19 protein-coding genes are annotated in these 24,480 nt (G+C 53.0%); 14 read left to right on the forward strand and 5 right to left on the reverse strand.

Annotated features, from left to right (window positions below; all coding sequences use genetic code 11):
* Positions 1–63: 63 nt before the first annotated feature.
* The 6 genes from AC1XDK_RS29225 (at position 64) to AC1XDK_RS29250 (ending at position 9,884) form a co-directional block, all read left to right on the forward strand.
* A complete protein-coding gene (locus tag AC1XDK_RS29225) occupies positions 64–555 on the forward strand; it encodes a hypothetical protein (RefSeq protein ID WP_483353544.1) in 492 nt (163 codons plus the stop codon).
* 24 nt (positions 556–579) lie between these two features.
* Complete coding sequence (locus AC1XDK_RS29230) at positions 580–1,977, forward strand: TrbL/VirB6 family protein (protein ID WP_483353545.1); 1,398 nt, start codon at positions 580–582, stop codon at positions 1,975–1,977.
* A 6-nt stretch (positions 1,978–1,983) separates the two neighbouring features.
* The gene (locus AC1XDK_RS29235; RefSeq protein WP_483353546.1) at positions 1,984–2,130 is read left to right on the forward strand and encodes a hypothetical protein; all 147 of its coding nucleotides are present in this window, start codon (positions 1,984–1,986) and stop codon (positions 2,128–2,130) included.
* Positions 2,131–2,570: 440 nt separating this feature from the next.
* Entirely contained in the window at positions 2,571–5,786 is a 3,216-nt protein-coding gene (locus AC1XDK_RS29240; RefSeq protein ID WP_483353547.1) for a VirB4 family type IV secretion system protein, read from the forward strand.
* Complete coding sequence (locus tag AC1XDK_RS29245) at positions 5,771–6,835, forward strand: DUF8128 domain-containing protein (protein WP_483353548.1); 1,065 nt, start codon at positions 5,771–5,773, stop codon at positions 6,833–6,835. The genes AC1XDK_RS29240 and AC1XDK_RS29245 overlap by 16 nt, the downstream gene beginning before the upstream one ends.
* A 181-nt stretch (positions 6,836–7,016) precedes the next feature.
* Positions 7,017–9,884 (forward strand): type IV secretory system conjugative DNA transfer family protein, encoded by a 2,868-nt coding sequence (locus tag AC1XDK_RS29250; protein WP_483353549.1) that lies wholly within the window; start codon positions 7,017–7,019, stop codon positions 9,882–9,884.
* Here the strand turns inward: AC1XDK_RS29250 and AC1XDK_RS29255 are convergent.
* Positions 9,881–10,435: a hypothetical protein gene (locus tag AC1XDK_RS29255; protein WP_483353550.1), complete on the reverse strand. Its 555-nt coding sequence runs from the start codon at positions 10,433–10,435 to the stop codon at positions 9,881–9,883. The genes AC1XDK_RS29250 and AC1XDK_RS29255 overlap by 4 nt on opposite strands.
* Positions 10,436–12,060: 1,625 nt before the next feature.
* On the opposite strand from AC1XDK_RS29255, the gene AC1XDK_RS29260 reads away from it, so the two are divergent.
* Complete coding sequence (locus AC1XDK_RS29260) at positions 12,061–12,342, forward strand: hypothetical protein (protein WP_483352636.1); 282 nt, start codon at positions 12,061–12,063, stop codon at positions 12,340–12,342.
* A gap of 122 nt (positions 12,343–12,464) precedes the next feature.
* Here AC1XDK_RS29260 and AC1XDK_RS29265 read toward each other — a convergent pair whose 3' ends face one another.
* Positions 12,465–12,602, reverse strand: coding sequence for a hypothetical protein (locus tag AC1XDK_RS29265; RefSeq protein ID WP_483353551.1), 138 nt, complete (start codon positions 12,600–12,602; stop codon positions 12,465–12,467).
* 104 nt (positions 12,603–12,706) lie between these two features.
* Between AC1XDK_RS29265 and AC1XDK_RS29270 the strand changes: the two genes are divergently transcribed.
* Together AC1XDK_RS29270 and AC1XDK_RS29275 are read left to right on the forward strand one after the other, a co-directional pair.
* Entirely contained in the window at positions 12,707–12,853 is a 147-nt protein-coding gene (locus AC1XDK_RS29270; protein ID WP_483353552.1) for a hypothetical protein, read from the forward strand.
* Between the two features lie 113 nt (positions 12,854–12,966).
* Positions 12,967–13,314 (forward strand): thermonuclease family protein, encoded by a 348-nt coding sequence (locus AC1XDK_RS29275; RefSeq protein ID WP_483353553.1) that lies wholly within the window; start codon positions 12,967–12,969, stop codon positions 13,312–13,314.
* Between the two features lie 205 nt (positions 13,315–13,519).
* Here the strand turns inward: AC1XDK_RS29275 and AC1XDK_RS29280 are convergent, their stop codons facing one another.
* Positions 13,520–13,735: a hypothetical protein gene (locus AC1XDK_RS29280; protein WP_483353554.1), complete on the reverse strand. Its 216-nt coding sequence runs from the start codon at positions 13,733–13,735 to the stop codon at positions 13,520–13,522.
* A gap of 104 nt (positions 13,736–13,839) precedes the next feature.
* Here AC1XDK_RS29280 and AC1XDK_RS29285 point away from each other — a divergent pair, with 104 nt between their 5' ends.
* Positions 13,840–15,705 carry a cation:proton antiporter domain-containing protein gene (locus AC1XDK_RS29285; RefSeq protein WP_483353555.1) on the forward strand — a complete coding sequence of 622 codons (1,866 nt, stop codon included), beginning with the start codon at positions 13,840–13,842 and terminating at the stop codon, positions 15,703–15,705.
* A 41-nt stretch (positions 15,706–15,746) separates the two neighbouring features.
* Here the strand turns inward: AC1XDK_RS29285 and AC1XDK_RS29290 are convergent, their stop codons facing one another.
* A complete protein-coding gene (locus AC1XDK_RS29290) occupies positions 15,747–17,969 on the reverse strand; it encodes an amino acid permease (protein ID WP_483353556.1) in 2,223 nt (740 codons plus the stop codon).
* A gap of 152 nt (positions 17,970–18,121) precedes the next feature.
* On the opposite strand from AC1XDK_RS29290, the gene AC1XDK_RS29295 reads away from it, so the two are divergent.
* Complete coding sequence (locus AC1XDK_RS29295; RefSeq protein WP_483353557.1) at positions 18,122–18,478, forward strand: hypothetical protein; 357 nt, start codon at positions 18,122–18,124, stop codon at positions 18,476–18,478.
* Positions 18,479–18,501: 23 nt separating this feature from the next.
* On the opposite strand, the gene AC1XDK_RS29300 is transcribed toward AC1XDK_RS29295, so the two are convergent.
* Positions 18,502–19,404 (reverse strand): universal stress protein, encoded by a 903-nt coding sequence (locus AC1XDK_RS29300; protein ID WP_483353558.1) that lies wholly within the window; start codon positions 19,402–19,404, stop codon positions 18,502–18,504.
* Positions 19,405–19,581: 177 nt separating this feature from the next.
* On the opposite strand from AC1XDK_RS29300, the gene AC1XDK_RS29305 reads away from it, so the two are divergent.
* From AC1XDK_RS29305 to AC1XDK_RS29315, 3 genes are all read left to right on the forward strand, one after another.
* On the forward strand, positions 19,582–20,358 hold the full coding sequence (locus AC1XDK_RS29305; protein ID WP_483353559.1) for an Lrp/AsnC family transcriptional regulator: 777 nt from the start codon (positions 19,582–19,584) through the stop codon (positions 20,356–20,358).
* A 382-nt stretch (positions 20,359–20,740) separates the two neighbouring features.
* Positions 20,741–23,071: an amino acid permease gene (locus tag AC1XDK_RS29310; RefSeq protein ID WP_483353560.1), complete on the forward strand. Its 2,331-nt coding sequence runs from the start codon at positions 20,741–20,743 to the stop codon at positions 23,069–23,071.
* A gap of 807 nt (positions 23,072–23,878) precedes the next feature.
* Entirely contained in the window at positions 23,879–24,073 is a 195-nt protein-coding gene (locus tag AC1XDK_RS29315) for an HVO_0649 family zinc finger protein (protein WP_303646683.1), read from the forward strand.
* Positions 24,074–24,480 lie beyond the last annotated feature (407 nt).

Consider the following 24,480-nt stretch of genomic DNA (forward strand, 5'->3'; position numbering starts at 1 on the left):
ACACACTAGACCACTGTGTCCGTAAAGTATTTATCTAGAGATCTAGATCTCATAGTGAACACGATGATTGAACAAAAACCGAACTCGGATGAAAAAACCAACTCACACTGGTACCAGTACTACAAACACGACTCACCACAGAGTGATCGGTCTTGGAAATCCGCACTCACCAAGGCGTGTGAGGTTCTTTCCACTCAATCCGTTCGAAAGAGCGTGGGGACCATCGCCCTCTTGTCGGTGTTTTCAGTGCCGGTTGCAGCACAAGCGACCAACGAAGCAAGCGACGTGATGTGCTCGTCCGGACTCGGTCCTGTGATTACACTCGCGTTTGGGATGATCACACTTGGGATGATTCTGCTCTCGGCGTTCCGCGGTGCTATCGCCGTGAACAAAATGGGAAGTGCCCGGTCAGACAAGAAAAAAGAAGGTCGCGAGGCGCTCAAAGGTGCGATTATCACGTTCCTTGGCGCGTGGTTCTTCCCGCTGTTCGCGGTCGTCATCGACAAAGCCGGTGTGAGCACGCTGTCGTGCGTGAATTTCGCGAACATCATGTGAGCCACATGGCTCATCCTTTTGACTATGATACAGAATCGTAACACCAGGTGGCTGTCGGTGCTTTGTCTCGTCGCGGTAGTTGCACTACTCACTACTCCCGTCGCCGCACAACAAGTCGCAGCGAACAACTCGACAACATCCCAGCATCACTGGATCGGGGGCCCAGGAGCCGAGCAAACATCGCCCCCGGACAACGCGACGACGACAACGACGAATGGTACCAACTCTACGAGCGGCGGGAACAGTGGCACCGGTGGGAATGCTAGTGACGGTGGTGGCCTTCTCGATGGAATCGGTGGAGGACTTGTCCCATCGATTAACCCGGTCGACATGGCGAGAGGACAGCTCAAAGCGATCGCCGGAATCTTCCTCGGAATTGGGAAGGGAATCGCGAATATGGTCCGTGACAGCGTTGCAGCGATTCCTGCGCCAGGACAGCCCGATGACCCGAGTACGTGGATCAATCCTCAGAATGGGCTGTGGCCCGGTGTGTATACAGCTGCTCGGTGGACGTCCGGTCTTGGTGCAGTGGTTCTCATGGCCGGGTTCGGGATGTCCTTCTACCGATCGGATCCGTACGAAAAACGCCAAGCTTGGAAGCGTGTGGGCATTGCATTTTTGATGCTGGCGACGACGTGGATTATCCCGCCACTCATCCTCCACTTGGCGAACGAGACAGCGATGTCCATCGCACCTGGCGGTGCCGAGTTCATCCAGACGAACTCAAAGCTCGCGAAACTCGGTGTTGGGATCGGCTTCGGTGCCGCTCTCGGCATTCTCCAAACAGGGACGGTTGTCGTTGGGATTCTCGTCCTCGGGCTTGAGCGCGCGCTCATTTACTTGAGCGTGTTTCTATGGCCGCTTGCCTGGGCGTGTCGGTGCTTCTCCGGGTTCCTGAAGAGCATCGGTGACACGTTCGTCTACCTCTTTGGGGTCGTGATTGTCACGAAGCTCTTCCAATCGCTTGTCCTCCTGCTCCTCTCAAAGCTCCCGTGGACGTCATCAGCACTCGGTGCGCTGGAAACATTTGCACTCGTTGTCGGGGGACTCGGATTCGCGTTGCTCATCCTTCCAAAACAGATGCTCGCGCACGCGAATGATGCGGCGTCGGTCGCGCTCGGCACCTCCGCGTCGAACCAGCGGAAGGCGGGCAAATACGTCGACAAGGCCGGTGAGCGCGTCGGCCACGAAGTCCACGAGAAAGTCCAGGACTATCGCAGCGACGATTCGAGTTGGGAGCAGCCAAAGAACTCGACGTTTAGCGCTGGCTCGTCAGCGGACGATGAGACGGTGAACTACCACTCGGTCAATAACGCACTGAATGCCGATGGCGGTATCGACGCCCAAGCTGCCCGCGAAGAACAGGAACGCGCTGATTACGAACTGAACCGTGGTCGCGACATCCTCCAGCGATACGAGTAGTCAACTATGACAGATGAGACCACAACCGAACCGTTCGAGCTGACAGAAGACGGCGGATACCACCGGATCACCATCGGTCAAACCGGGATCGGAAAGTCCCGCTTAATGGCTGCGAATGTGGCCCGGTGGTATGCAGAACAGAACAACGACTAACCCCCGTTCCGGTTCACGCCGCTGTCCCAGTGCAAAGCTGGGAGACGGGCCTCAACAATGACAGAACATTCAGCGGAACGACGTCAGAACGAGTCCGCCGATGAGATTCTTCCAGACATGCGCCTTTCGGTACTTGGGACTGTGCTGTCTCTCGTAGGGGCCTTGCTCGTCGTCGTTCCTGTCCTCTCCGTGCTCCCGGTTTGTCCGCTTTCGATGACGAAAGAGACATCTCGGCTCTCAGGGTGCGCACTCGGAGGTACGTCTATCTTCACCTATTTCCGTCCAATGTTGGCCTCGGAGTGGTTTGTGGTTGGGATTTGTCTCGGTACCCTAGGCTTCGGTCTCAGGTTCAGCCGTTGAAGTAGATCTCACGAGAGGTTTACGACCCGTTTCGGTTCACGCCGCCATCCCAGTGCAAGGCTGGGAAACGGGCCTTACCCATGACAACCAACGAAGATGCGCCGAAAGACCCGACACAACTCATCCCGCCCTATGTCGACTCCAGTCTCGACTTTCACGGCTTCAACGTGAATGACATGCTCTACAGTGCCCCAGGTGCCGGCCTCATGGGCATTAGTGGCCTCGCTGCCCTGTTCGGCGCCCCATTTGTCCCCTCTGCAGTGGGCGTCGGTGTCGGCGCGCTGGGTGGACTTAGCGCCTTTGGACTCGCGATTTCTTCCGACGAGTACACCACGGGGCTGGACCGGATCAAAGCCCCACTCGCACAGCTGAAGGCCAGTCGTCGCCTCCCGAAAACGGGCGACGAAGCCGCAACCGTCCACGGTGTGAAGCGAATCCACGCCGATGGCACCGCCGAAATGGAGAATGGCCGTCTCGTCGCGATGGCTCGCATTTCGGGCCGAAATACGGCAATGCAGAAAGACAGCGAGGCGCGAGAAATGATCGGCCGGGTTCGAACTGAACTCGACCAGCACGTGAGCGATTTCAGTTTTCGCCTGTTCAGTTCCGCGCTAGAAATCGATCCACGTGATGTGACCGACAAGTACCGCGCGAAGCTCTATTCCTCGGAGTACGCCGGCGAGGAATGGAAACTGGCCCGGGAGCTATTGCGGAGCGTCATTCAGTGGACCGAGAACACCGATTTCCCACGCTTCGATGCCCGCGAATGGCAGCACTATCTCGTCGTCGAGGTTCGCCCGGACGAAGTTGCGGTGTCGGATATGACCGACGACGGCGAGATTTGCTCGCTTCTGTTCGGCGGCGACGATGAACAATGGGAGGCAAAGCGGCGGCGGATGCAGCGCGAAGTGAAAACCCGCCTGTCTCGCCTCTGCCGGGCGTTCGGAAGTACCGACGGGTGTGAGACGACCCACGTCGGCCCGGCAGAGCATGCACTCCTCCTCGGTCGGTATTGGAGTGGTACGGAACACTCCTTCGACACCGAGCGGGTGACGAAAGATATCGATGCCGCGGTATGGCCCCATAGCGCCGAGGACGGCGACAGCCCGCGCCCGGAAGCCGTGGATGCGACCGAGACTCCACGGACGGGCGTCGCAGACGTCGCGACGGTCGAAGCGACAACCGACGGCGGTACCGTCTCGCAATCAGTCGCAACGAGTACGCACGCGGATGAAGACGCCGACGAAGATACATCGTTCCTCGCGCAGGTTCGTGAAGGTTTACTCGCCCCGCTCACGGACGGCGACGACGGCGCCGGCCTGGTGCATGACCGCATTCAGGAACTCCTCGCGCCACAGACCTTCGACGCTCGCGATGGCTACGTTCGAACGGGCCAACAGTACTGTCGGACTTACTGGATTGCTGATTGGCCGGTCGAGCCCCGAGAGAAGTTCTTAGAGCAGATCTACACCATGCGAGGCGTGGATGTGGACGTCTGTTTGGACGTGCGCGAACGGGACAAGCGCATGACCGAGTTAGAATTGAAGGATACGATCGGGGAGATTGACGCGAACATCGACGAGCGCAAAGACGTGAGCGACGTCTCGGCGATTCTCGTCGAAGACGACCTGGATCCGTACGTGAAGATGTACAAGCTCCTCCACCACACACAAGCTCAACCGTGGGACTTGAGCGGGTACGTCACGGTTCGGGCTGGAACGCGCCAAGCGCTCGACAAAGCCGAGGAACGAATCGAGGAGGGGCTGGCAACAGAAGAAGATCTTACGCTGGACATCGCGAAGCATCGGGCGCTCGAAGACGACTGCGATACGGTTCGGGACACGCTCGAAAGCGCACCCGCTCACCTGACGGTACTGGCTCCGGAACAGCGCCAAGCCGAACTATTCGAGTCATGTTCGCCGAACGGGCGGGACAAATTCGCGGATGTCTCAACGCGCGAGCGCTATTCGCTCACCCTTTCGGGAACGATCGCCGCGGCCTTCCCACCGGTATCTGCCTACATCGACCAGGAAGACGGCGTCGAGCAGGGCCGGAACGTCCAGAACGGCAGCGAAATCATCAAAGACCAATTCTCGGTCGCGCCTGGCCATCGGCTAACGATCGGGAACTCCGGCAGCGGGAAATCCTACCACGTCGGCAAGCAAGCGACCCGCTGGTACCTTGCTGGCGAGGATCGCACGCTGATTCTGTGCGATACGATGGGCGAGTTCGGGAGTCTCATCGAACTCATGAACGGCCAGCATATCACTGTGGATGGCTCACAGACAATCAACCCACTCCACATCGAAGAGACACCGGAAGCGGCCCTTGAAGCGTCGGGGAATTTGGACCCGTATGATATGAAGTTCACCGAGGCGCGCAACTTCATCCTCGACATGATTGGGGACGAAGCCGGCGAGTTTGCCCCACTCGTTTCCGATGCCCTGAACGCCACCTACGAGGAGGCGGGTGTGTTGAAAGAGGACGTCACCACACACAAAGCCGAGAACAGTCCGACGATGGCCGACTTCCGGGAGACCGTCAACGACATGGGCGAGAATCCGGGCGAGTACGTCGATTCAGAACTCGAAAAGGCACAGATCAAAGAGAATGCGGGTCCGCTCCTTCGCCGCCTCAGTGGCTTCAAAAAGGGCGGCGAACATGACGCACTCGTCGGGGAATCAGAGGCCCACATTCGGCCGGGAGAAGTGTCGTATCTCGACCTGCAACAGATTCAGGGGCTTGGTGCGGCGGCGGACAAAGCGACGATGCTCCAGCTGATGCTCGGGCAAGTCTACCAAGCAGTGAAACGGGCACCGAGCAAGACGCTCTTTGTCATCGACGAAGCGCACTACCTCTTCCAATCGAAGGAGATCCTCGCCTGGCTCCAACAGTCGGCCCGCCATTGGCGACACTTCAACGCCGGCCTCTGGTTCCTTTCGCACCGGCCGAGCGACTTTGCGAGCGCTGACGACAAGGACATGCAAGAATCCAAACGCGCCATTCTCGGTCAGGTTCCGACAACCGAGTTCTTCTACACGGACAAGCTGGAGGAAGACGACGCGAAGACACGCTTCGGGATGAACGACGAGCAACTGAACTTCATTACCAGCCAAGCAAAACGCGGCGAGGACGGCTTGGGCTACACGGACTATCTCGTCGATTACGCGGATGTTGAGGGTTGGATGCACGCTCAAGAACGAGCCTCTCCCTTCGAGGACGTCATCTATAGCTACAAAGCGAGCGGGGACGGTCCGTTTCGGCCGTATATCGAGGACGAATGGGGGGAAATCTGATGGGCCTGTTCAGCCGGTCGGGCAGCACGTTCACCGCATCCAGACTCAGCGAGCAGTACTTCCAACCTGCCGAGGAAACGCCAGGGACGCTCCTGCGAATCACGCCGCACAAGGACAACGACGGCATTCAAGGAGCTGCCCGCCTGTTGCAGTCAATCCACGACGTGCAGACAAATGGGCTTCGAGGGAAGAACGTAAGCGATCATCACGCGTTCGAACTCTGGTTTGATGAAGGCCGCGTGAAGTTCCTCATGCACGCCGCGACCGAGAAAGCCGCCACCAAGTACACGACGCGCTTGGAGAATGCGTATGCGAACTCTGACGTGCATACCGTCGAGGACGGAGAGGGCTTCCCACCCATCGAGACTGACGACTATGTGGCCGCTGCTGAACTCGATATTGAGCGTCACTACTTCTACCCGATTCGTCATCATGAGGGCGACGGGTTCACTCACGATCCCTACAGCGAAGTTACGAGCGAAATGCAAGGACCAGAAGAGACGCGGGTGGTCGTCCAAGTCGTCTTTCGGCCGGAACCCAAAGAGTGGGCGACCGACGATGGGGGCGGGCTCCTCCGCAGCGGTGAGAGCGTCGATGATGTCGCCGAGGGCTTGCGCCAAAACACGGTAACGGGATGGCTTGATCCACGCGAACGTGAGGCATCGAAAAAGGACAAAGACGCCGCGAAAATCATCGAGCAGCAGCGCGGAAAGTATGCGTTCAACACGAACCTCCGAATAATCGCCGTTTCACCCGACAAGTACGAGGCCGAAGCCCGCTGTGAAGGCGTGGCGGGGATGTTTACTCGCTACTACAATTCGAAAACCGAGCAAGGCTTCGAGGCAACGCCCATTTCGAAGAGTCGCCTCCCAGCGATTATCGAGTCATTCCACACTCGTGAATGGCACGACCGCGAGATGATTCTCACGGTTGATGAGTTAGCAGGGGCAGCCCACATCCCGAACGAGGAGATCAACACACCGAATATTGATTGGAAGAACACCCAGCGGGGCAGCAGTATCCCGCCAGATTCAGCACAGCAACAGTAACGACCACCCCATCATTTCCAACCCATCCATGTCATTATTCAACTTCAGTTCAGACGACGAGCCAGCAGCAGACGAACAGCCCGCAGACGATGTGAATGATGTGCCCGACGAATTGCAGTCACTAACGGGAGAAGCTTACCAGATCGACCCGCAGGATCACATCCGAGAGGGTGGCACCTACGTGGCAACGAAGACCCCAAGCACGAGTCCAGACCGAGAGTACGACCTCGTGGCAAGTGAGCGAATTCGACGCGGTCTTGAAGATGGCTACGAGAATCCACAGTCACCGATCTGGGCTGGATACAACGTTTCTGCCCAACAGGGCTACACCGCAACGGGCTTCCCGTTCAGAGATATGTTCCAGCACCTTTGGGTGGTTGGCACTACTGGTGCGGGAAAAACGACTCTGTTGCTCAATCAGATGGTGCAACTCGCCTATTCGGGCCATGGCTTCGTCTACTTCGACCCGAAAGCCGAGGACTCACGTGAGTTGTTGCGGATGCTCCCCGAGCATCGCTTAGATGATGTTGTGTGGATTGAGCCAGGGAGCGACGAGTTCGAAAAAACCGTCGCAATCAATTTCCTCGAAGTGCCCGAGTGCGACACCGACGCCGAACGGGAGCGGGCGATTGAAGACCGCTTGGAGGTGCTGAAAGCGATTTTCGATAATGATGAGTATTGGGGGATCAACATGGAGTCGATCACCGAATCAATGGGTCGAGCGATGCTCCGGCACAATGTGGAGGCCGATCATCCCCAGGATTACTATTCGATCATCGACTTCTACTTTGTGCTGTTGAATCAGCAGCGCCGCGAGCAGTTTGCCCAAGAAGTTGAGGACCCGTTTGTGGCCGAGTTCGTGAACGAGATCGCGGAGATGGAGGACGACGAGGTACGGCCGTTGCTCAAACGCATCAAATCGTGGGTCGAAAACGGCATCATCCGACGTATTGCCGCGTGTCGGTCCTCGACGATCGACTTCGAGGAGATCATCAACGACAACAAAATTGTCATCGTCCGCACCCCCGTCACGAATGACGATATTAAGCAGATGATTTCACTCGGGACGATGCGTCCCATCTGGACCGCCGTCCAAAACAAATCGTTCGACGGGAAAGAGCGCGAGCCGTTCTTTGCCATCTTCGACGAGTCGGACAAGGTGCTCAATGAGAATCTAGACGTGGAGGATATGCTCGCGCGGGCCCGCTCGATGAAACTCTCGGTCACACTGGCGTGTCAGTATCCGACCCAACTCAAGAAAGCTGGAGTGTTGAAAGCGGTTGAGAACAACTGTAACAACCTCATGGCGTTCCGAGTGAACGACGACGACGACGCCCGGCCGCTCATGAAAAAATTCCGGGGCTACGAGGTGGAAGACCTCATCGAGACGGAGAACTACCGGATTTGGACGCGTGTGCCCCTGAATGGTGGCGGGTACAGTGACCCGCTTAAGCTGCATACGTTCCCACCCTACCCACCACTCCGATCTGAAGATGAGGTAGACGATGTGATTCGAGCCTCACTCGATCAGTACGGACGCACCCCGCAGACGGACGAGGAGATACAGCAAAACCTCCAGTTCGGCAGCCTGGGTGAGGCACTTGAAACGACCGTCGAAGAGCAGCAAGACAGTGAGCAGGCACCGGACGAACTGACAGACAAGGACGTGTTGGAAGCGCTCTTTGTGGCAGCGGTCGAGCGGACCGGCAACGGGATGGGCAGTGTGGCGGTGCGGGAGATCGAAGCCGAGTGCAAGCGGCGGACGAACTACGACAACTATCCCGCGTTCACGAATCTCGTAGTTGAAAAGTTGGGTGGATTGGTCGAGACGCAGCGAGCGGACGGGAAAGTCATGGCGTCACTCACCGAGCAAGGGCACACGAAACTGTTCGAGCAGGACACTGGCAAGGGCGGCAGCGGTGGCGGCGAGGATCACCGCTGGGTGCTTGGTGAGTCGTTCAAAGCATTCACGCGGCTTGGCTATCGGGTTTCGTTACCGAGCCAGGATGAGGGCGGTGAACTGCCGGACGGCGTTGCAAAACTGCCGATTGATCCAACAGCTGAGCCAACCCTCCCGAAGATCGAGGCGAAGCGCGAGGAACTTATCAACAGCTATGGCGACCTCTACACGTTCTCAGGCGGGCAGAATCTGAGCATTGAGGCCGAAACAACCACGATCAAACGGCCCATGCAGACACTGACGAACCTTCGGAAAGCGGTTGAGGCCGATCAGAAGTGTGTGTTCACCACGAAGGACGCCACCGCGTCGAAAGACAGCTTCGTCTTCTGGGCACGCCGTGGCGAGCGAGCGATTTACCACACAACCGGCCACGCACAGGCGACAGAAACCGACTATTCGACACTCACCTTTGCGAGCGATGGTACACACGGGAGCCGCGTGTTCTTCAACAAGGGCGAAGCAATCGAACCCGAACCAAATCGCTATGCGCTCCGGCCAGCGGTCGAGGAGCTAAACAAGGAGAACGATACCGTGCAGTGGCAGGAAGACGGCGAGGAAATCGTCTTCTCACATGCAAATACTGATGAAGAATATGCCCGCTTCGAGAGCATGGACGCCCTAGCGGCGGTCGAGAAAGAAGCGTTCCCCGCCTATTATCACTACGACCCTGGCGACCGAACCTATACGATCTACCACGATGGAGAGCAGGAAACGTATGAAGATAAGGAGGGCTGGGCGGATAAGTGGAAGAAAGTGCCCGTGCCGTTCCTACCGGAGAAAGAGTTTGGTCGGCTTCCCACCGAGGAGGATTTTGAGTTCATCATCTTCCCGGACGACGACAACGATACCTACGATGGGCCACAGCGCTACGAGCAGGGTGAGCTTCGACCGCTGTTTGAGGATGAGACAACTAGTAGTCAGGTAGTTCATGAGCCGGATACCGCCCCCGAGAGTACCGAGTCAGTACCACCATCAAACGATGAACCAACAGAGATATTGCAGACATCGGAGACGGAGGAAAACACGGCAGGGACACAGCCAGAAAACGAACAGAGTGATGCAGGTGACAGTTATGATAGTTTCTTCTAGTCCTGGTCGGATGACTGTTGACTATAGCTAGCGAGGTCAACATCGTTCTCGGTCTGAATGTAGTCTCGAATTACCTCCATTGCGTTCCACAATTCATCGACCTTGTGATCAAGTTCTTTCAGATCAATATCATCCGGGACAGCCGCGCTCTCGTCGGGGTGTGAGTTCGTTTCTGCCTCCTGGTCGAGGCGAGTCTGTAACTGTGATACTCCGGCCTCAACTTTTTCTATTCGATCAGATATATCGGTAGGCGTTTCCTGGCGCTCAGCAATCTTCTCGGCGACGCTTTCCCCGGTCGATGTGAGGGTCGTCACCTTAGCTGGAATCTGATTATTTTCGATCTCAGGCTGCATCACCTCCACGAGGTTATTCGGTACTAACTTCTCACGAAGTCGATATAGAATATGATCGTTGTTTTCTAACCCTGTGAAGCTCCGTATTTCAGATGTATCGGCGGTCCCATCCTGCTCATAGAGCGCCCACAGAATCTCCTGTGATTTCCAGTCAAGCTGCTCGACGAGCGGTCGATCATCGTCGGTAGTCTGGCTCATATATTCTTCTCTAATCTCTGTACACTTAAGCAATAGGCCCTAAAATAAGGTACCAAAGAATAGTACCGAAGAGACATCATCTAAATATGGCCTCTAAATTAGTAGCGTTTAGAAGCTAAAAATCCCGCGCAACACTAAAGACTGGAATACCAGACGGTGCACCAAAGTCAAAGGGGGATACAAATGAAACGAGAAACACGGAAAACCAAATAATCGAACATCAGACATAACCAAGGTCGACAAAGGCCGGCAGACAGTAGAAACGACACAGAAGGGATTCAACCAGGAGCAAGCAATCAGGGATTCAAATGAGAGCGACAAACCGACCAGAATACAGTTCGATACAGGGGGGATTCACTAGAGCAACAGCCAAACAGAAGTCGAGAAGGTGTCAGAAAATGGATGTTGAATTGAGAACAGCAGAGCAACAGGAAACAGGCGAACAGCAGGGACGAGAGAACAACAAGAGAAAACAGCAGACAACAGGCTGAGAACGAGAACAAAAGGGGTTCATCTGAGATGAGAAAAGAGGGGGTTCAGAAGGTAGTCGGCAGAGTGATACAAAAGTGAGAAACGACAGCAATCAGCCGAGAATAACAGCAGGGTGGTATCCCAGTAGAGAACGAGAATCTGGTATTCCAGGGAAGTTACAGCTGGTGGAAGTGTCAACAGTAGTAATAAGAGGAAACAGCGATAGAGAAAGCGAACAACGAGACAGCAAAAGCGGAAGAAAACGAGGAGAGACCAAACCAAATTCAGCACAGAAAGCAACAGCAGTCAGCAGCTATACACCAATGGCAAATATATTATAGTTCTCAACGAGAGGGGAAGCCAGCAGGCAGCAAAACAGGGGCAGTGTTACAGCGGAAGTCCGGTGTGGTGAAATGAGTCAAGACGACGGTCGATCAGCCGATCAGAGCGAGCAAAAGCTGAGCTCAAGCAGCACCAACCAAAGGCCAACAGCATCAGCAAAGAGGAATCCCAACTGGAACGAGACACAAGGAATCCCACAGTGGAGGGTTGAATCTGAATCCCATTTCTGGTTCGACCAGCTGAATCCCATATGAGAGCTCAGTTGAGGAATCCCAAACAGGAAGTAGATGAGCAATTACCACGGGTGTCGATCAACGACAGCACAGCAGCGGAGAATCCCAGAGTGTTACAGTAAGGTGGAACCCCAGCTAGTATCGAGAGGGCGAACCCCAAGGAGGAACACGATACCGGAACCCCCGTCAGTGAGAGAAGAAGAACCCCGTGGTCGAGCAGCACTGTTGAGAGGTGACCGGGCGTCAGAGAGAACATCCAGAGGATTGAGCTCTGCCCGGCTTCCTGTTGTGCCACATCAGCAGACATCCTCTGCCGGGGGCGGCTGTTGCGCGAAATCTAAAAACAGAGAGAGTCAGCAGGCTATCCAAGGCCGAGCGCCCGAACCACGTCCCAGAACACCGGTTCGAGTCCGTGTATATTGACCAGCATTCCAAGGCCAGACGCGAGGAGCATGAGAAGAGCCATCGGCTCTGAAATCCACTGAACTTGTTAAGATGAGGGTGCTGAATACAGAGGATGAGGTCAGCACACCACCAACTACTGGACATCCTTATCGTGGTGTGGTACCTCATTAGGGTATGGTTTATTCGCTCCAACGAGCAGTGGTCGGGGACTACAAGAAATGGAAAGCAGTTGTGGAGGAGTTAGAGGATCTGCGTGCTGAACACGGATCTCAGGGGGGGCGTGTCTTTAGATCACCAGCGAATCAGAACGAGGTCGTCGTTCTCTTTAAGTGGAACTCTGAAGAGGAGGCTCGTGAGTTTATGGATGAGGTCATCCCTGCGAAACAATGGGACAGCGCTCGTATCTACTCGTATGAAATGCAGTTCCTAGAGCACGTCGAGGACCTTGATGCCTGAGTAGCAGTCTCCCTCACTCCACAACTCGGATATGATTGTCACCGGTTTCCCTGGAGGCGAGAGCGCAAGATACGCGCCCTCTATTCAGCAGGGTTTCAAAAGCCTATCACTGTTTGAGTATTTCAACAAGACCGAGCCATCGTAACGAAATCTCTGTCCTCGATACGGTCGTTCTCCGATGTTTCATCTAGGTTCGTGTGCGACGGGAAGAGAGAGTCGAACAGCCGACTCTCGTCGTCGGTAATCTTTCCGTCTGCCATACCAGTCCCTATTGCGGGCAACTAGGAATAAAGCCAGCGACGGGCTGTTTGCGGCATCGTTCGCTGCTCCGAATATTGAACTGACCAGAGCAACGACAGCAGATATGTCTCGCACAGTCCCCCTTCTTGCCCTCATCGCGGTTGTTGCGCTCGCTGGCTGTCTCGGCAACCCCGGACTCAACGGTAGTAGCGACGACCCAACGACCACAGCCGTACAGATACGATGCAGACGGCGACAAGCACGACTATAGCGACAACCACAGCAACGGCCCAGAGCACAACCACCAGCACGACCACTCACACGACCAGAGCAACGACACAGGTAACCCAGACAACGTATGTTCGGACGCGGACGACCGCCCGAGTGAACGCGCCAAATGGGAGCAATCGCTTCGAGGCGCGCGTGACGAAGATCGTCGATCCGACCACCGTCAAGATCAAGCACAGCGGGAAGACCCAGACCGTCGATTTGATCGGCGTGCGCGTCCCGAAGACTGGAACAGTCCACAAACGGGCATTGCAGACAACCAAATCACAGTTAGACTACAGTGTTGTGACCGTCGTCACTGACCCGAAGATCGCGAATGGCAGTGACGGACACCTACAGGCGTATGTCTATACCGGCAATTGGCTGTACAACACTCTGTTACTCCGGACGGGATATGTACGAGTAGCGGACGGCGAGTTTAGCAAGCGAGCAGAATTTGAGTAAAAACAACAAGAGACCAAGCAAGGCGGCTATGGTCTCTGGAACACTAGCACGACAACAACCTAAGCGCCTTCATTTGACACGGTATTCTGCATCGAATACCCACTACCGCCTGTTGCACTAAGGAGACGTGGACACACCCAATCTCGAGTGAAGTAGTGCAGCTGAATCGGTAACGACCCGAGTTTGATTAACTGCTTTTTCTTCATCACTGATATATTTCGGCCTTTTTGCTGGCATACCAGTTGCTAACGTATATCAAGAGATCAAGCACAATATCCGCGCCAGCTAACATCGGTAGAACTTCATCAATGGTAGGAATTCCAGAAATTATCGATGCTTCTGCGAGTGCGATAATGGCAACATTTTCTCCCTTTTTACTTCCAACGAATTCGTCCTGGCCATGCACGGCGATATCAAACACCAGCAAAAGCAGTAGACCCGGTAGTTGCTGTAGTATTCTCTCAATAGGAGAATACGAGTGATTAAATACGGATGGATGAATACTCCTGACCAGGTGCCCCATTAGTGAGTGCCGGAACAGGACTACTCTCCCTTGTTGTGATTATCCTCGGATTAGGTGTCGCCTCCCAAGTACTAGCTGCTCGGCTGGAAATCCCGAGCGTCTTATTTCTTATCCTCGCCGGAATTGCTGTCGGCCCAGAAGGGCTTGGGCTGATCACTGCTGATGCATTTGGATCATCGCTTCCAGCAATCGTCGGACTCAGTGTCGCGATAATCGTTTTCGAGGGTGCATTCCACCTCAAACTCCAAAAAATTCGACAAACACCGCGAGAAGCCTTCCGACTCGTTACACTGGGAGCAATTATTGGGCTGGTTGGAACAGCCGTTGTTGTTCACTTGGCGTTGGGTGTCTCGTGGGAACTCGCATTTCTGGTTGGCTCGTTACTCATCGCGACAGGACCGACAGTCATTACACCTATTCTGAGTATCGTCCCAGTGCGTGATCGAGTTGCAGCAGCACTCGAAACAGAAGGTATTGTCAACGACGTGACCGCCGCCATCTTAGCAGTTGCGATGTTTGAGTTCATTATCGCGGGCGAAACACAGGTCGGTCATGTCCTGCAGTCCTTCGTTTCTCGATTAGGTGTCGGTATTGTCGTCGGTGGGTTGGTCGCAGGCCTCCTCTGGTACATGCTCGAACACGTCGATATCTCGGCATCAAACGCAGTCCAGAACGCTCGACTGTTAGTTCTCATTGGCGCAATCGGAAGTTATGGCATTGCAGACGCTATTTCTCAGGAAGCCGGTATCGCTGCTGTCGCAACTGCTGGGCTACTCCTTGGCAATGCAAATCTTCCGTATGAAAGCGAGATCGAATCGTTCAAAGGCGATATTACCCTGATTGTCCTCTCATTTGTCTTCATCTCGCTTGCAACGCTCCTCTCGATCGACGAGCTTGTCTCACTCGGTCTTGGCGGAGTAGTTGTTGTCATTGCTGTCGTGTGTCTCATTCGACCGGCACTCGTGTTGCTTTGTACGTATGGAGAACGGTTTACCAGACAAGAACAGTTGTTTATCAGTTTTGTTGGTCCTCGTGGGATCATTCCAGCAAGTGTCGCGACGCTCTTTGCTTTAGAACTTCGTCCAACGAATCCAACCGCAGCAACGGTTTTGGTCGGAACGGTGTTTCTCGTGATTTTAGTGACTGTTGTTTTCGAAGCTGGTTTTGCCCGGCATATTGCACAAGCACTTAACGTAATACCAATGCGCACCATCATAGTCGGTGCAGGTCGCGTCGGTCGTGGCCTCGCCAAACGATTGGAGGGTCGAGGAGAAAACGTTGTTCTCATTGACGAGGACCAAGAACAAATCGAGAGAGCGCGCACTGCTGGGTTTACGGCTCATCACGGAACGGGCACGGATACAGACGATTTGCTGTCAGCAGGCGCCAAGAACGCCAGTATCATCGCTGCAGCAACTGGCGATGATGATGCAAACTTACTCGTCGCCCAACTCGCAAATTCGAAATTTGATACCGAGACAGTGATCGCTCGCGTGAATACACCAGGGAATGTCGAAGCATTCAAAGAGCTCGGTGTACGGGCCATCTCAGCGAACGACTCGATTGTGCAAGCAATGGATAATGCAGTGGAGAGACCGGCACTCGCCGATTGGATGTCCGAAATCGAACGAAATGGCGACATACAAGAAATCGAGGTCACTGCCGAGACTCTTGCTGGGAAAACCGTTCGAGATATTGGACCGAATCTTCCTGATGGCGTCCTCATCGCACTTGTGAGCCGAAATGGTGAATCAGAAATCCCGTCGCCCGATTTCACGATTCAACAGGGAGATCATCTGACGTTTATTGGACGAAAGCAAGGTGTCGATGAAGCCATCGAACAGTGTCACTCAAAAGTAAAAGCCTAAACCACCAAATTTGGAAATTAACACGACTCTACGCAACAATTTCAGTATGCAAGTCGTTCGATAACCGCCTGAACCAGAGTCGTCGCTCTCGATGTGGGCGGATGTACCAAGAGTACACTACATTCTAATTGGCTACTAATATCGCTCGCGGGATCTCCCAGCAACATTTCGTGTACCCTTGAGTGTGCGACCGTCCCTAATATCGCCAGGTTTGCATTCGATGATGCGGCAACCAGTCCTTCGACCGTATCAGACACTTTGATAACCTCACTCTTGGTTTCGACCGAACAGAGTCCCTCAAGATCGTGTAAAAACTCGCGTGTCACTGTGAGTTGTTCGTCTGAAACACTCGGCTTGACAGCAGTGACAAACCGAATCGTTGCCTCGTGGTTGTTCGCAATTGCGTTGGCAAGAGCTACTTTCGTTGGTTCATATGGTCGCCGTTGAGTGAGAACCGTGATTTCATCGACGTCTTGGAGGCCACGATCCTGGAGAAACACGGTGGTACACGGCGCATGTTTCATAAACCAATCCACGTCGTTTCCAAGCAACTCCGCATGCCAGTGTTCCGGTCGCCATTCCCCAAGAATGAGCTCGACGCCAAGATCATCAGCGTAATTGATCACTGCTTTCTTGATGTCGTGACTAACAACTTCACTCGCTTCGATACGAGCCGGAAGCATTTCTGCTAATTCGCGTGTTTGTGTCTCGAATTGTCGATCCTCCATGGTCATCTCGGTAGCTGACGACAATGGAAGTTGATCTGGTACTTCCTCGAATCGGATCGCATGCACTGTTCCTCCCTGTTGGTGTGCCACACTTGCTGCAACTCGAAGTAGTGTTTGTTCCCGCTCTGCAGATGTTTTGGTGTCCATTGCAACGAGAACGTGTCCATCACCGTCCGCAACTGCTCGTTCAGTCTCGACCAGGGTCTGGGAACTCTCTGACCGTCGGATTGCATCGAGAGCTGCTCCCTCCCGTTCTGTCCGTTCGTGACCGTAGAAGCGATACCAACCGAGACTAAACAGAATGATTCCCATAGCACCACCAAGTGCAATAACACCCATCTGAGTAAGCAAGAGAAGCCCGCCGAGCGCACCGAAACCCTGCACCCATGGATAGCCTGGGGCAGTGAACTCGGGTGTGTACCACTCGAGTTCGCTCTCACGAAACGCAATGAGTGCGCCGTTAATGAATACGAACACCAAAATCTGGAAAGCGCTTGCCAACTTTGCGAGATTGACAACAGGGACGAATGCGATGAGGACAAGCAGAATGAGTCCAGTAAATCCGATCGCATAGATCGGTGTTTTGAACCGGTCGCTCACTTCGCTGAACTGCGGTGGTGCAAGTGAATCCCGACTCATTGCGAGTGGATAACGAGAAGACGACAAGATACCCGCATTCGCCATACTCGTTAATGCCAACACGGCTACTACAGCAAGCCCAAGCTCACCAAGGGGTCCTGCAAACACCTGGGCTGCCTGAGCCATCGGAGTCAGGTTGTGCTTTGTCTGCAGCTCTGGTGCTGGAACTACCCCAATAATGACGAACACCGTCAACGTGTACACCAGCATCATGACGAGAACTGAAACGAGGATTGCAATCGGGATGTTCCGTCCTGGGTTTTCGACTTCTTCGGCAACACTAGCGATTTTCGTGACTCCCGCATAGGAGACGAACACAAATCCCGTGGCTGCAAGCAGGCCGGTATCCCCATGGGTCACGAACGGATGGAAGTGTGCCTGGTCGACATACGTCATCCCATCAGCCACGAACACAATGAGTACGAGGAGCACGAAACTAACGATTCCTGCTTGTAACCGGCCGGTTTGCTTGACACCAACGATATTGACGACGATAAGTAGAACCCCAAGCCCAATCCCAACAAATGTGAGCAGTCCTGTCGATATATCGACAAGCAATAAGAGGTACGCTCCAAGTCCAACGAGGGCGAATGCACTCTTGAATACGAGTGAGAACCAAGCACCGATTCCTGCAATAGTACCCGGCAGTGGCCCCATTGCCCGATCAATAAACAGATATGTGCCACCTGCCTCGGGGATTGCAGTCGCCATTTCAGCTTTTGACAGTGCAGCGGGAAGAACGATGAGGCCTGCCAGTAGATAGGCCAAAATAACACTCGGCCCTGTTTTTGCAGCGGCCAGTCCTGGGAGCACAAAGATGCCACTCCCAATCATGGCTCCGATACTAATGGTGATTGTTGCGTAGAGGCCGAGATCGCGTTCGAGATTTTTTACCATCGTGGATTATTTATTCTCTTCTTGAGTGGCGTTCCGTTTCATCTGTTCTACGTTATATGAGTCACACACCATAAGTGTGGGTCACTAATATTCCACAACCACACCTACTGAACGCACAATCCATTTTTAAGTGTGCAGAACGAATCATAAGTATGGCGCACCCAAATTCCGGTATCAACGGAGACCTTCCCGAGTCGATCGCCGAGGATTTACAGACACTTGACGACGAAACTCTCCGAGACGTTGTTACCTATGCACAGCAGTTGCTCAGAGAACGGACGCCACAAACCAGTCACATTGAAGCAACACCCGGTGAAGAAATCATCAGCATCGAAGAGCAAGGAGGCTATACACTCGTCACAAAAAAACAGGACTGTGCCGAAGGATGTGACGACTGTCCTCATGGCCCATATCTCTATCGAGTTAGGGAAGAACATTCGCCCATCGATCACAAACCGACTCTTCATTGGGTGTTCCTAGGTCGAGTAGATCAATCAAATCACGAGTGAGAAGAGCTGGTGTCACGATACGGCTACTCCGATGGCCATCGGCCCCCTTTCTTCGCCATCATAATCGGATGTTTAACCGTGGTATAGACATCATCGGTAGTGGAACCAAAAATGAGTCGTCGAAATCGCCCTTTCTGTGATATCCCAAGAACAGTAGCATCGTAATAGTTCGCTTGTTCAGTAATGGTTTCAACGACATCACCGGCTTCCAGAACCCAGGTATTGGTTCGCTCTGCTCTGTCAGTCCGATTAATTGCTGCAGAGACGTACTGTTCGCCACGTGTATGTCTGGTTGGTGGGGAGTCTGGAGGAATGATATGGAGAATATCAGTCCATGCATCGTACTCTCGAGCAAGTGCGTGACCGACATCGACAGCGAGACCGGAGTGATTTCCGCTAGAGACGGGGATGAGTACCGAGGATATCGATGCAAAATCACCACGACCATTAGCCAGGATAACATCACAGGACAGCTGATCAGCAATCCGCTCGACTGGGGATCGGCGAACGGTATTCAAGCGCCCTGATGGAGGAGTATATTCGATGACGACGGTACCAATACCGTGTTCTGTTACTGCACTCCGAATAATCTGTTCAGAACTCCGCCCAACTCGAACAATTCCTCGAATGTTGATATCTGGATGGTCTCGTGAGAATTGGGTGATGAGTTCGTCGACGATTTTGTGATGTTCTTCAGCCTCTTCATTTGAAAGTTCGAGTGGACGCTGTGGTGGGAGCGGAACAGGGCGAACGAGCAATATCCCTGTATCGTTTATTCGTGCTAATGCTCTGCCGATGACGAGACTTTGATCCGTATCATGCTGGTCAAAGATCGGAATGAGGATTGCACCGGTCGTGGTCGGAGTGGCTGTTTCGGTTCTCTCTGGGGCACCGCTCTGGTGTCGACCAGTGTCCTCCCGTCCCATGGTTCTCGTTTATGTGCGGGGAAATATAAACGGAGTGGCTATATTTGGGAACGATGAATATATTGTCCACATATTATTCAGTCCATAAGTGGCTTGGGTTGTAATTGATCCATCCATATCTGGACGGGTGGGAGAGAGCCGAAAAAGGGTTCAACGTGCATCTAAATAGATTTAGTTATGGGATACCGGCTCGATGAAATCGACAAACGGATCATCTACTATCTAATGCAAGACGCTCGAGATACGTCTGCTCCAACAATCGCCGACGAGGTCAATGTCTCTGCAGGAACGATACGCAATCGGATTTCTCAATTACAGGAAAACGGTATTATCACCGGTTATCATGCCAACATTGATTTCGAAAGGGCAGATGGACGTCTCCAAAATCTGTTTTATTGTACAATCCAAGCTCCGATGGGCAAAAAACTCGCACAGCAAGTCCTTGAAATTCCAGGTGTTATCAACATTCGCGAACTGACGACTGGTCGGGGAAACATTCATGTGAAAGCTGTTGGCGATGGAACCGCTGATCTGTCCCATATCGCCCATGAATTGACTAACTATGGGCTTGAGATAGAAGAAGAAAATCTTATTCAAAACGAACGTTTCCACCCATATCAAGAATTTGGGCCGGAGAAACCGCGGGAGCAAGCCTCACTTACAGATCTTATAAGTCTCTCCGGCAAGGCAGACATCGTTGAGGTGGCAATTAGCCCTGATGCACCGGTTGCGCGTAAAACACTGCAAGAAATCGGCAAAAGAGGATTAATCGATGATGACCTACTTGTTATTGCGATCGAACGCGATGAATCCGTTCTCACCCCGAAAGGCAATACTCGTATTCAGCCCAATGACGTTGTGACTGTCTTTTCTAGAAATGGAATCTCAGACCAAGTTTACCAGAGCTTTACTAATGAGGAGACGGACCACATAGGAGACGACTCCCCTAAGTAGAAACTCCTGTAAGTATATTAAAGTCAAGATGACTATTTAATTCAAAGATTATAATTTGGCGTGTGGTTTTTAAAGGGTAGATTTGATATATGGGTTTGATATTCAAACAATAGACGCAGATCAGGTTGATAGTTTTTATTAGTATCCCTGTAGTCTGTGTTTTTGAGTTCTAGACTTCGACACCATTTAGCGGTAAACTACTGGAGCCAGTTCACTAGTAAAAACATTAGTGGGTTATCCGATGCTGGACTATTAAGCCAGTTCTTTTTTCACGATAGGCGAGACAGAGACAGAACACATGGCCGAAAATTCTCCGAATGAAGAAGCAGCCGGGGCTGAACAAGCCTCAGAAGGCGAGGTTGAAACCGAATTATCGCGGGATATGAGTCTCTTCGATATCACCTTTATTGGCGTTGGAGCAATGATCGGGGCGGGGGTGTTCGCATTGACGGGTTTTGCCGCTGGTCTCGCAGGACCGGCACTGACAATCGCGTTCATCCTTAATGGTGCTGTTGCAATGTTCACTGCCGTTTCGTATGCGGAACTCGGTGCGGCATTCCCAGAAGCCGGTGGAGGGTATTTGTGGGTGAAAGAAGCACTCGTCGACCCAAACGGGTTCTACGCCGGGTGGATGAGTTGGTTCGCCCACGCGGTTGCGTGCTCATTATACGCTGTGACGTTTGGGACCTTCTTCGTTGAGTTACTCCATATTGTTGGACTAGCAAGCTTCCCGGCATTCGGATTAGGCATCGTGTTTTGGGAGAAATTGCTCGCTGTCCTCATGATTTCTGCCTTCGCCTATATCAACTTCCGAGGGGCCGAAGAAACTGGCAAAGCCGGTGTCATCGTCACAGGCATCAAAGTTGTCATATTAGGCCTCTTCATCGGCTTTGGGATTTGGGCGACCGTCCAGAGTCCGAACTGGACATCCAAGTTCCTTAGTAGTCCGAGCTTCGCACCGGGCGGTTGGATCGGTATTGTCGGCGCGATGGGGTTCACCTACATTGCCTTCGAGGGGTACGAGATTATCGTCCAATCGGGTGAAGAGGTTGTTGATCCAGGGAAGAACGTTCCCAAGGCCGTCTTCTACTCAATGGCGATTGTCGTTCCCATTTACGTCCTCGTCTCATTCGCCGCAATTGGTGGTATCGACATCACCCAGCATCTGATCAGTCAACCCGGCGGTATCCCGGACTCCGCGAGTACTTCGCTTCCCACGTGGAAAGCGCTCGGTGAGATGGGTGAACTCGGAATTATCGAAGCAGCAGGACAGTTCGTCCCCTATGGCGCGCCATTGCTCTTGTTCGCCGGACTCGCAGCAACAATGAGCGCACTGAACGCAACAGTGTACTCCTCGAGCCGTGTGTCGTTCGCGATGGGGCGAGACCGTGCACTGCCGAGTATTTTCGATTCGATTCACTCGGAGAAGCGAACACCACACTGGGCGATTTTCATTTCGGGCATATTGATCGCCGCGATGGCAGTGACCCTGCCCATCGAAGCGGTTGCAGCGTCGGCGGACATCATGTTCATTCTGCTGTTCCTCCAGGTGAACTGGACCGTCATTCGAATGCGGCAAACCCATCCTGACCTGCCGCGCACCTACAAAGTGCCGTACATGCCGTGGCCACCACTCATCGGAATCGCCCTGCAATTCTTCCTGATGCCGTTTCTCATCTACACCCTCGGACTCGAATACATCGGTATCGGTGAAAGCAACCACGGTCTCATCGCATTGATCGCTACTGCCGCATGGATGCTGGTTGGACTGGGAGTCTACTATGGCTACTCGAAACAGCAGGAGGCAAAACAGATCGAAGAAGAAACGCCGACGGTCGTCTCACACAAGGCCCACAGAGAGACGGAGAACCAGATCGTCGTTCCGATCTCGAACCCCGAAAACGCACAGCAGCTGATGCGGACGGCGGTCGATCTGGCTCGTGACGAAGAGACGTATCCCGACGGGGGGATTCTCGTCATGAGTGTTGTGACCGTCCCGCAACAGACACCTCCATCCGAGGGCCGTGACTTCATCGAAAACGAACGTGAAGTCCTCGAAGAGGCGATGGATATCGCTCGCGAGGCAGATATTCCCGTCAGTGGAACAGTTCGCATCGGTCACGACGTTAGCGATGCGATTCTGAATACGGTCGAGCAGTACGACAGCGACGTGGTACTGATGGGCTGGAAAGGTCAACACAAAACCCAACGCCGAGACATCGTGCTTGGGAGCAATGTTGACGAGGTCGTCCAGAACGCGTCTTGTGACGTGCTGATCGAGCGCATTGGTGACGATGCTGGCCCGGTGGATTCGATCCTCGTCCCGATGGCAGGTGGTCCACACTCCGACTTCGCTGCTGACATCGCAGACACAATCGCCTCCTCAACGGGCGCACACATCGAACTCGTACACGTCGTTGAGCCTAATGCAGACGATCAAGAGGCACGCAAAATGCTCGCAGAGTCTGAAGACCGATTCCGGGCACACGCACAAGTTTCAACGACTGTGCTCACAGGCGACGATATCGTCGATACAATTGTCTCACGCACCCAAGATCATGACCTTACGATCGTAGGAGCAACACGTGAAGGGCTCCTCCAACAGTTTGTTTTTGGTGCTATTCCCGAACAAATCGGATGGCGGTCGAAGAGCATGACGATTATGGCGAAGCAACACCAGAGCATCACGTCGTATCTCCAACAGTGGCTCTAACTGTCTAAGCAAATGGCAACGATATTTGAACGAACGCTGCGTTGGACCCTCCGAGTAGGATTCACTGGAATGACTGTAGTCTCGGTCCTCTTTTTTCTCTATATCTGTGGAGGAGCAGTGATAACTACTATCTCGTCATTCCAATTCCCATATCATTTCTTAACGACACAGTCTGATCCGCTATTTAATCTCTTAGCAGCCCTTATTGGTTTCTTTATCTGCCTATTTGCACTCTCGATTATTTGCCTTACCTGCCTTGGGCGTCAAATACTAAGATATCGAGATGAAGTAGCAATCATTACTGCGTTTATTGCGCTCGGATTGGGAGCCAGTGTTATGCGATACACTATTCCGCCAATACTTAGTCTCCTCACTACGTTTTCATAATGGCGACTCGCCGAGCTCCGTATACACCTGTAGGTAGATAGCTCTCTTGTGTAGATTTCCCACTAGAAACAGTTTACTATTCCTCTATGAACGCTTCAGCTGATTCCAGTGATAGCTTCGCTAGTTCTTCCACGAATACTTCATAAATCCTTTCTCTGGGATTGAATCTAGTACTAGATCTCTCCTCAACTCAAGCGATCCTATCATGAACGATTGTGGCGTCGATGTCAATGTTCTGGAATTTTTCGAAGATCGGTGCCATCTACACGCTAAGGAGGGTTATCAGAGATCCGCATTCAACCTGTTTAAGAAGACCAGAATAGTATATAAAATAGAACCATTTCTGCTTCAGTAACGTTTTTAAATATCTGAGTCATTAATCCGAAGAACTATAACAAAGTGTAACAAATGAGGCGAAGTATGAGCCATGAAAATCGATCGCCCTTCGAACACCTGAAATCTCGCTATGATGAAACGGAGCTTCGGTGCCCCGAGTGCGGCTTTTTCGACGAAGACGGGGAATGGAAAGCAACAACTGATGGGGGTACAGTGGAATATCATCATATCTGTCCAAGTTGTGGAGTCAAACAGACGCGTGTAATGGACCGCTCGTAGTTCGCGCCTTTCTATCAAGGAGATTTGACCGAATGCAAAGCTCGAAAATAGTATTACATAACGTTAGGTAGGCTCCAGACACAGAAAAACCAGGCAATCGTTGAGTGTAACAATTGCCAGCTATTTATACCCCAATACCAATTAAATTTTATTCGAATTAACATGGCGGATTTGAAGGACTGTATCTGATGCTGAGTGAGTAGTATTGCGTCTATTTATTCGGCTTTCTCGACTATGACTTTACTAATATCTGTCCTTTATTACGGATTGGTGAATAATACCCCTTCCTAATTTAGTCATAAGCAACTACCTTTATATAGGATGGGAATATACGGGAATACATGGTCTCAATGTTGGCGGTAGGCGCAATCCTAACCCTTGTAACATGGCTTGGTCTCCAAATCGCC

It is taken from the genome of Haladaptatus sp. HS23, from assembly GCF_056892285.1.

Excerpts from the sequence above, each read along its gene's own strand:
- AC1XDK_RS29225 (WP_483353544.1), top strand. The coding sequence starts at position 64 with ATGATTGAACAAAAACCGAACTCGGATGAAAAAACCAACTCACACTGG.
- AC1XDK_RS29240 (WP_483353547.1), top strand. The coding sequence starts at position 2,571 with ATGACAACCAACGAAGATGCGCCGAAAGACCCGACACAACTCATCCCG.
- AC1XDK_RS29270 (WP_483353552.1), top strand. The coding sequence starts at position 12,707 with ATGTCTCGCACAGTCCCCCTTCTTGCCCTCATCGCGGTTGTTGCGCTC.
- AC1XDK_RS29310 (WP_483353560.1), top strand. The coding sequence starts at position 20,741 with ATGAGTCTCTTCGATATCACCTTTATTGGCGTTGGAGCAATGATCGGG.
- AC1XDK_RS29255 (WP_483353550.1), bottom strand. The coding sequence starts at position 10,435 with ATGAGCCAGACTACCGACGATGATCGACCGCTCGTCGAGCAGCTTGAC.
- AC1XDK_RS29265 (WP_483353551.1), bottom strand. The coding sequence starts at position 12,602 with ATGGCAGACGGAAAGATTACCGACGACGAGAGTCGGCTGTTCGACTCT.
- AC1XDK_RS29230 (WP_483353545.1), top strand. The coding sequence starts at position 580 with ATGATACAGAATCGTAACACCAGGTGGCTGTCGGTGCTTTGTCTCGTC.
- AC1XDK_RS29260 (WP_483352636.1), top strand. The coding sequence starts at position 12,061 with ATGGTTTATTCGCTCCAACGAGCAGTGGTCGGGGACTACAAGAAATGG.
- AC1XDK_RS29295 (WP_483353557.1), top strand. The coding sequence starts at position 18,122 with ATGGCGCACCCAAATTCCGGTATCAACGGAGACCTTCCCGAGTCGATC.
- AC1XDK_RS29245 (WP_483353548.1), top strand. The coding sequence starts at position 5,771 with ATGGGGGGAAATCTGATGGGCCTGTTCAGCCGGTCGGGCAGCACGTTC.
- AC1XDK_RS29315 (WP_303646683.1), top strand. The coding sequence starts at position 23,879 with ATGAGCCATGAAAATCGATCGCCCTTCGAACACCTGAAATCTCGCTAT.
- AC1XDK_RS29300 (WP_483353558.1), bottom strand. The coding sequence starts at position 19,404 with ATGGGACGGGAGGACACTGGTCGACACCAGAGCGGTGCCCCAGAGAGA.
- AC1XDK_RS29305 (WP_483353559.1), top strand. The coding sequence starts at position 19,582 with ATGGGATACCGGCTCGATGAAATCGACAAACGGATCATCTACTATCTA.
- AC1XDK_RS29235 (WP_483353546.1), top strand. The coding sequence starts at position 1,984 with ATGACAGATGAGACCACAACCGAACCGTTCGAGCTGACAGAAGACGGC.
- AC1XDK_RS29290 (WP_483353556.1), bottom strand. The coding sequence starts at position 17,969 with ATGGTAAAAAATCTCGAACGCGATCTCGGCCTCTACGCAACAATCACC.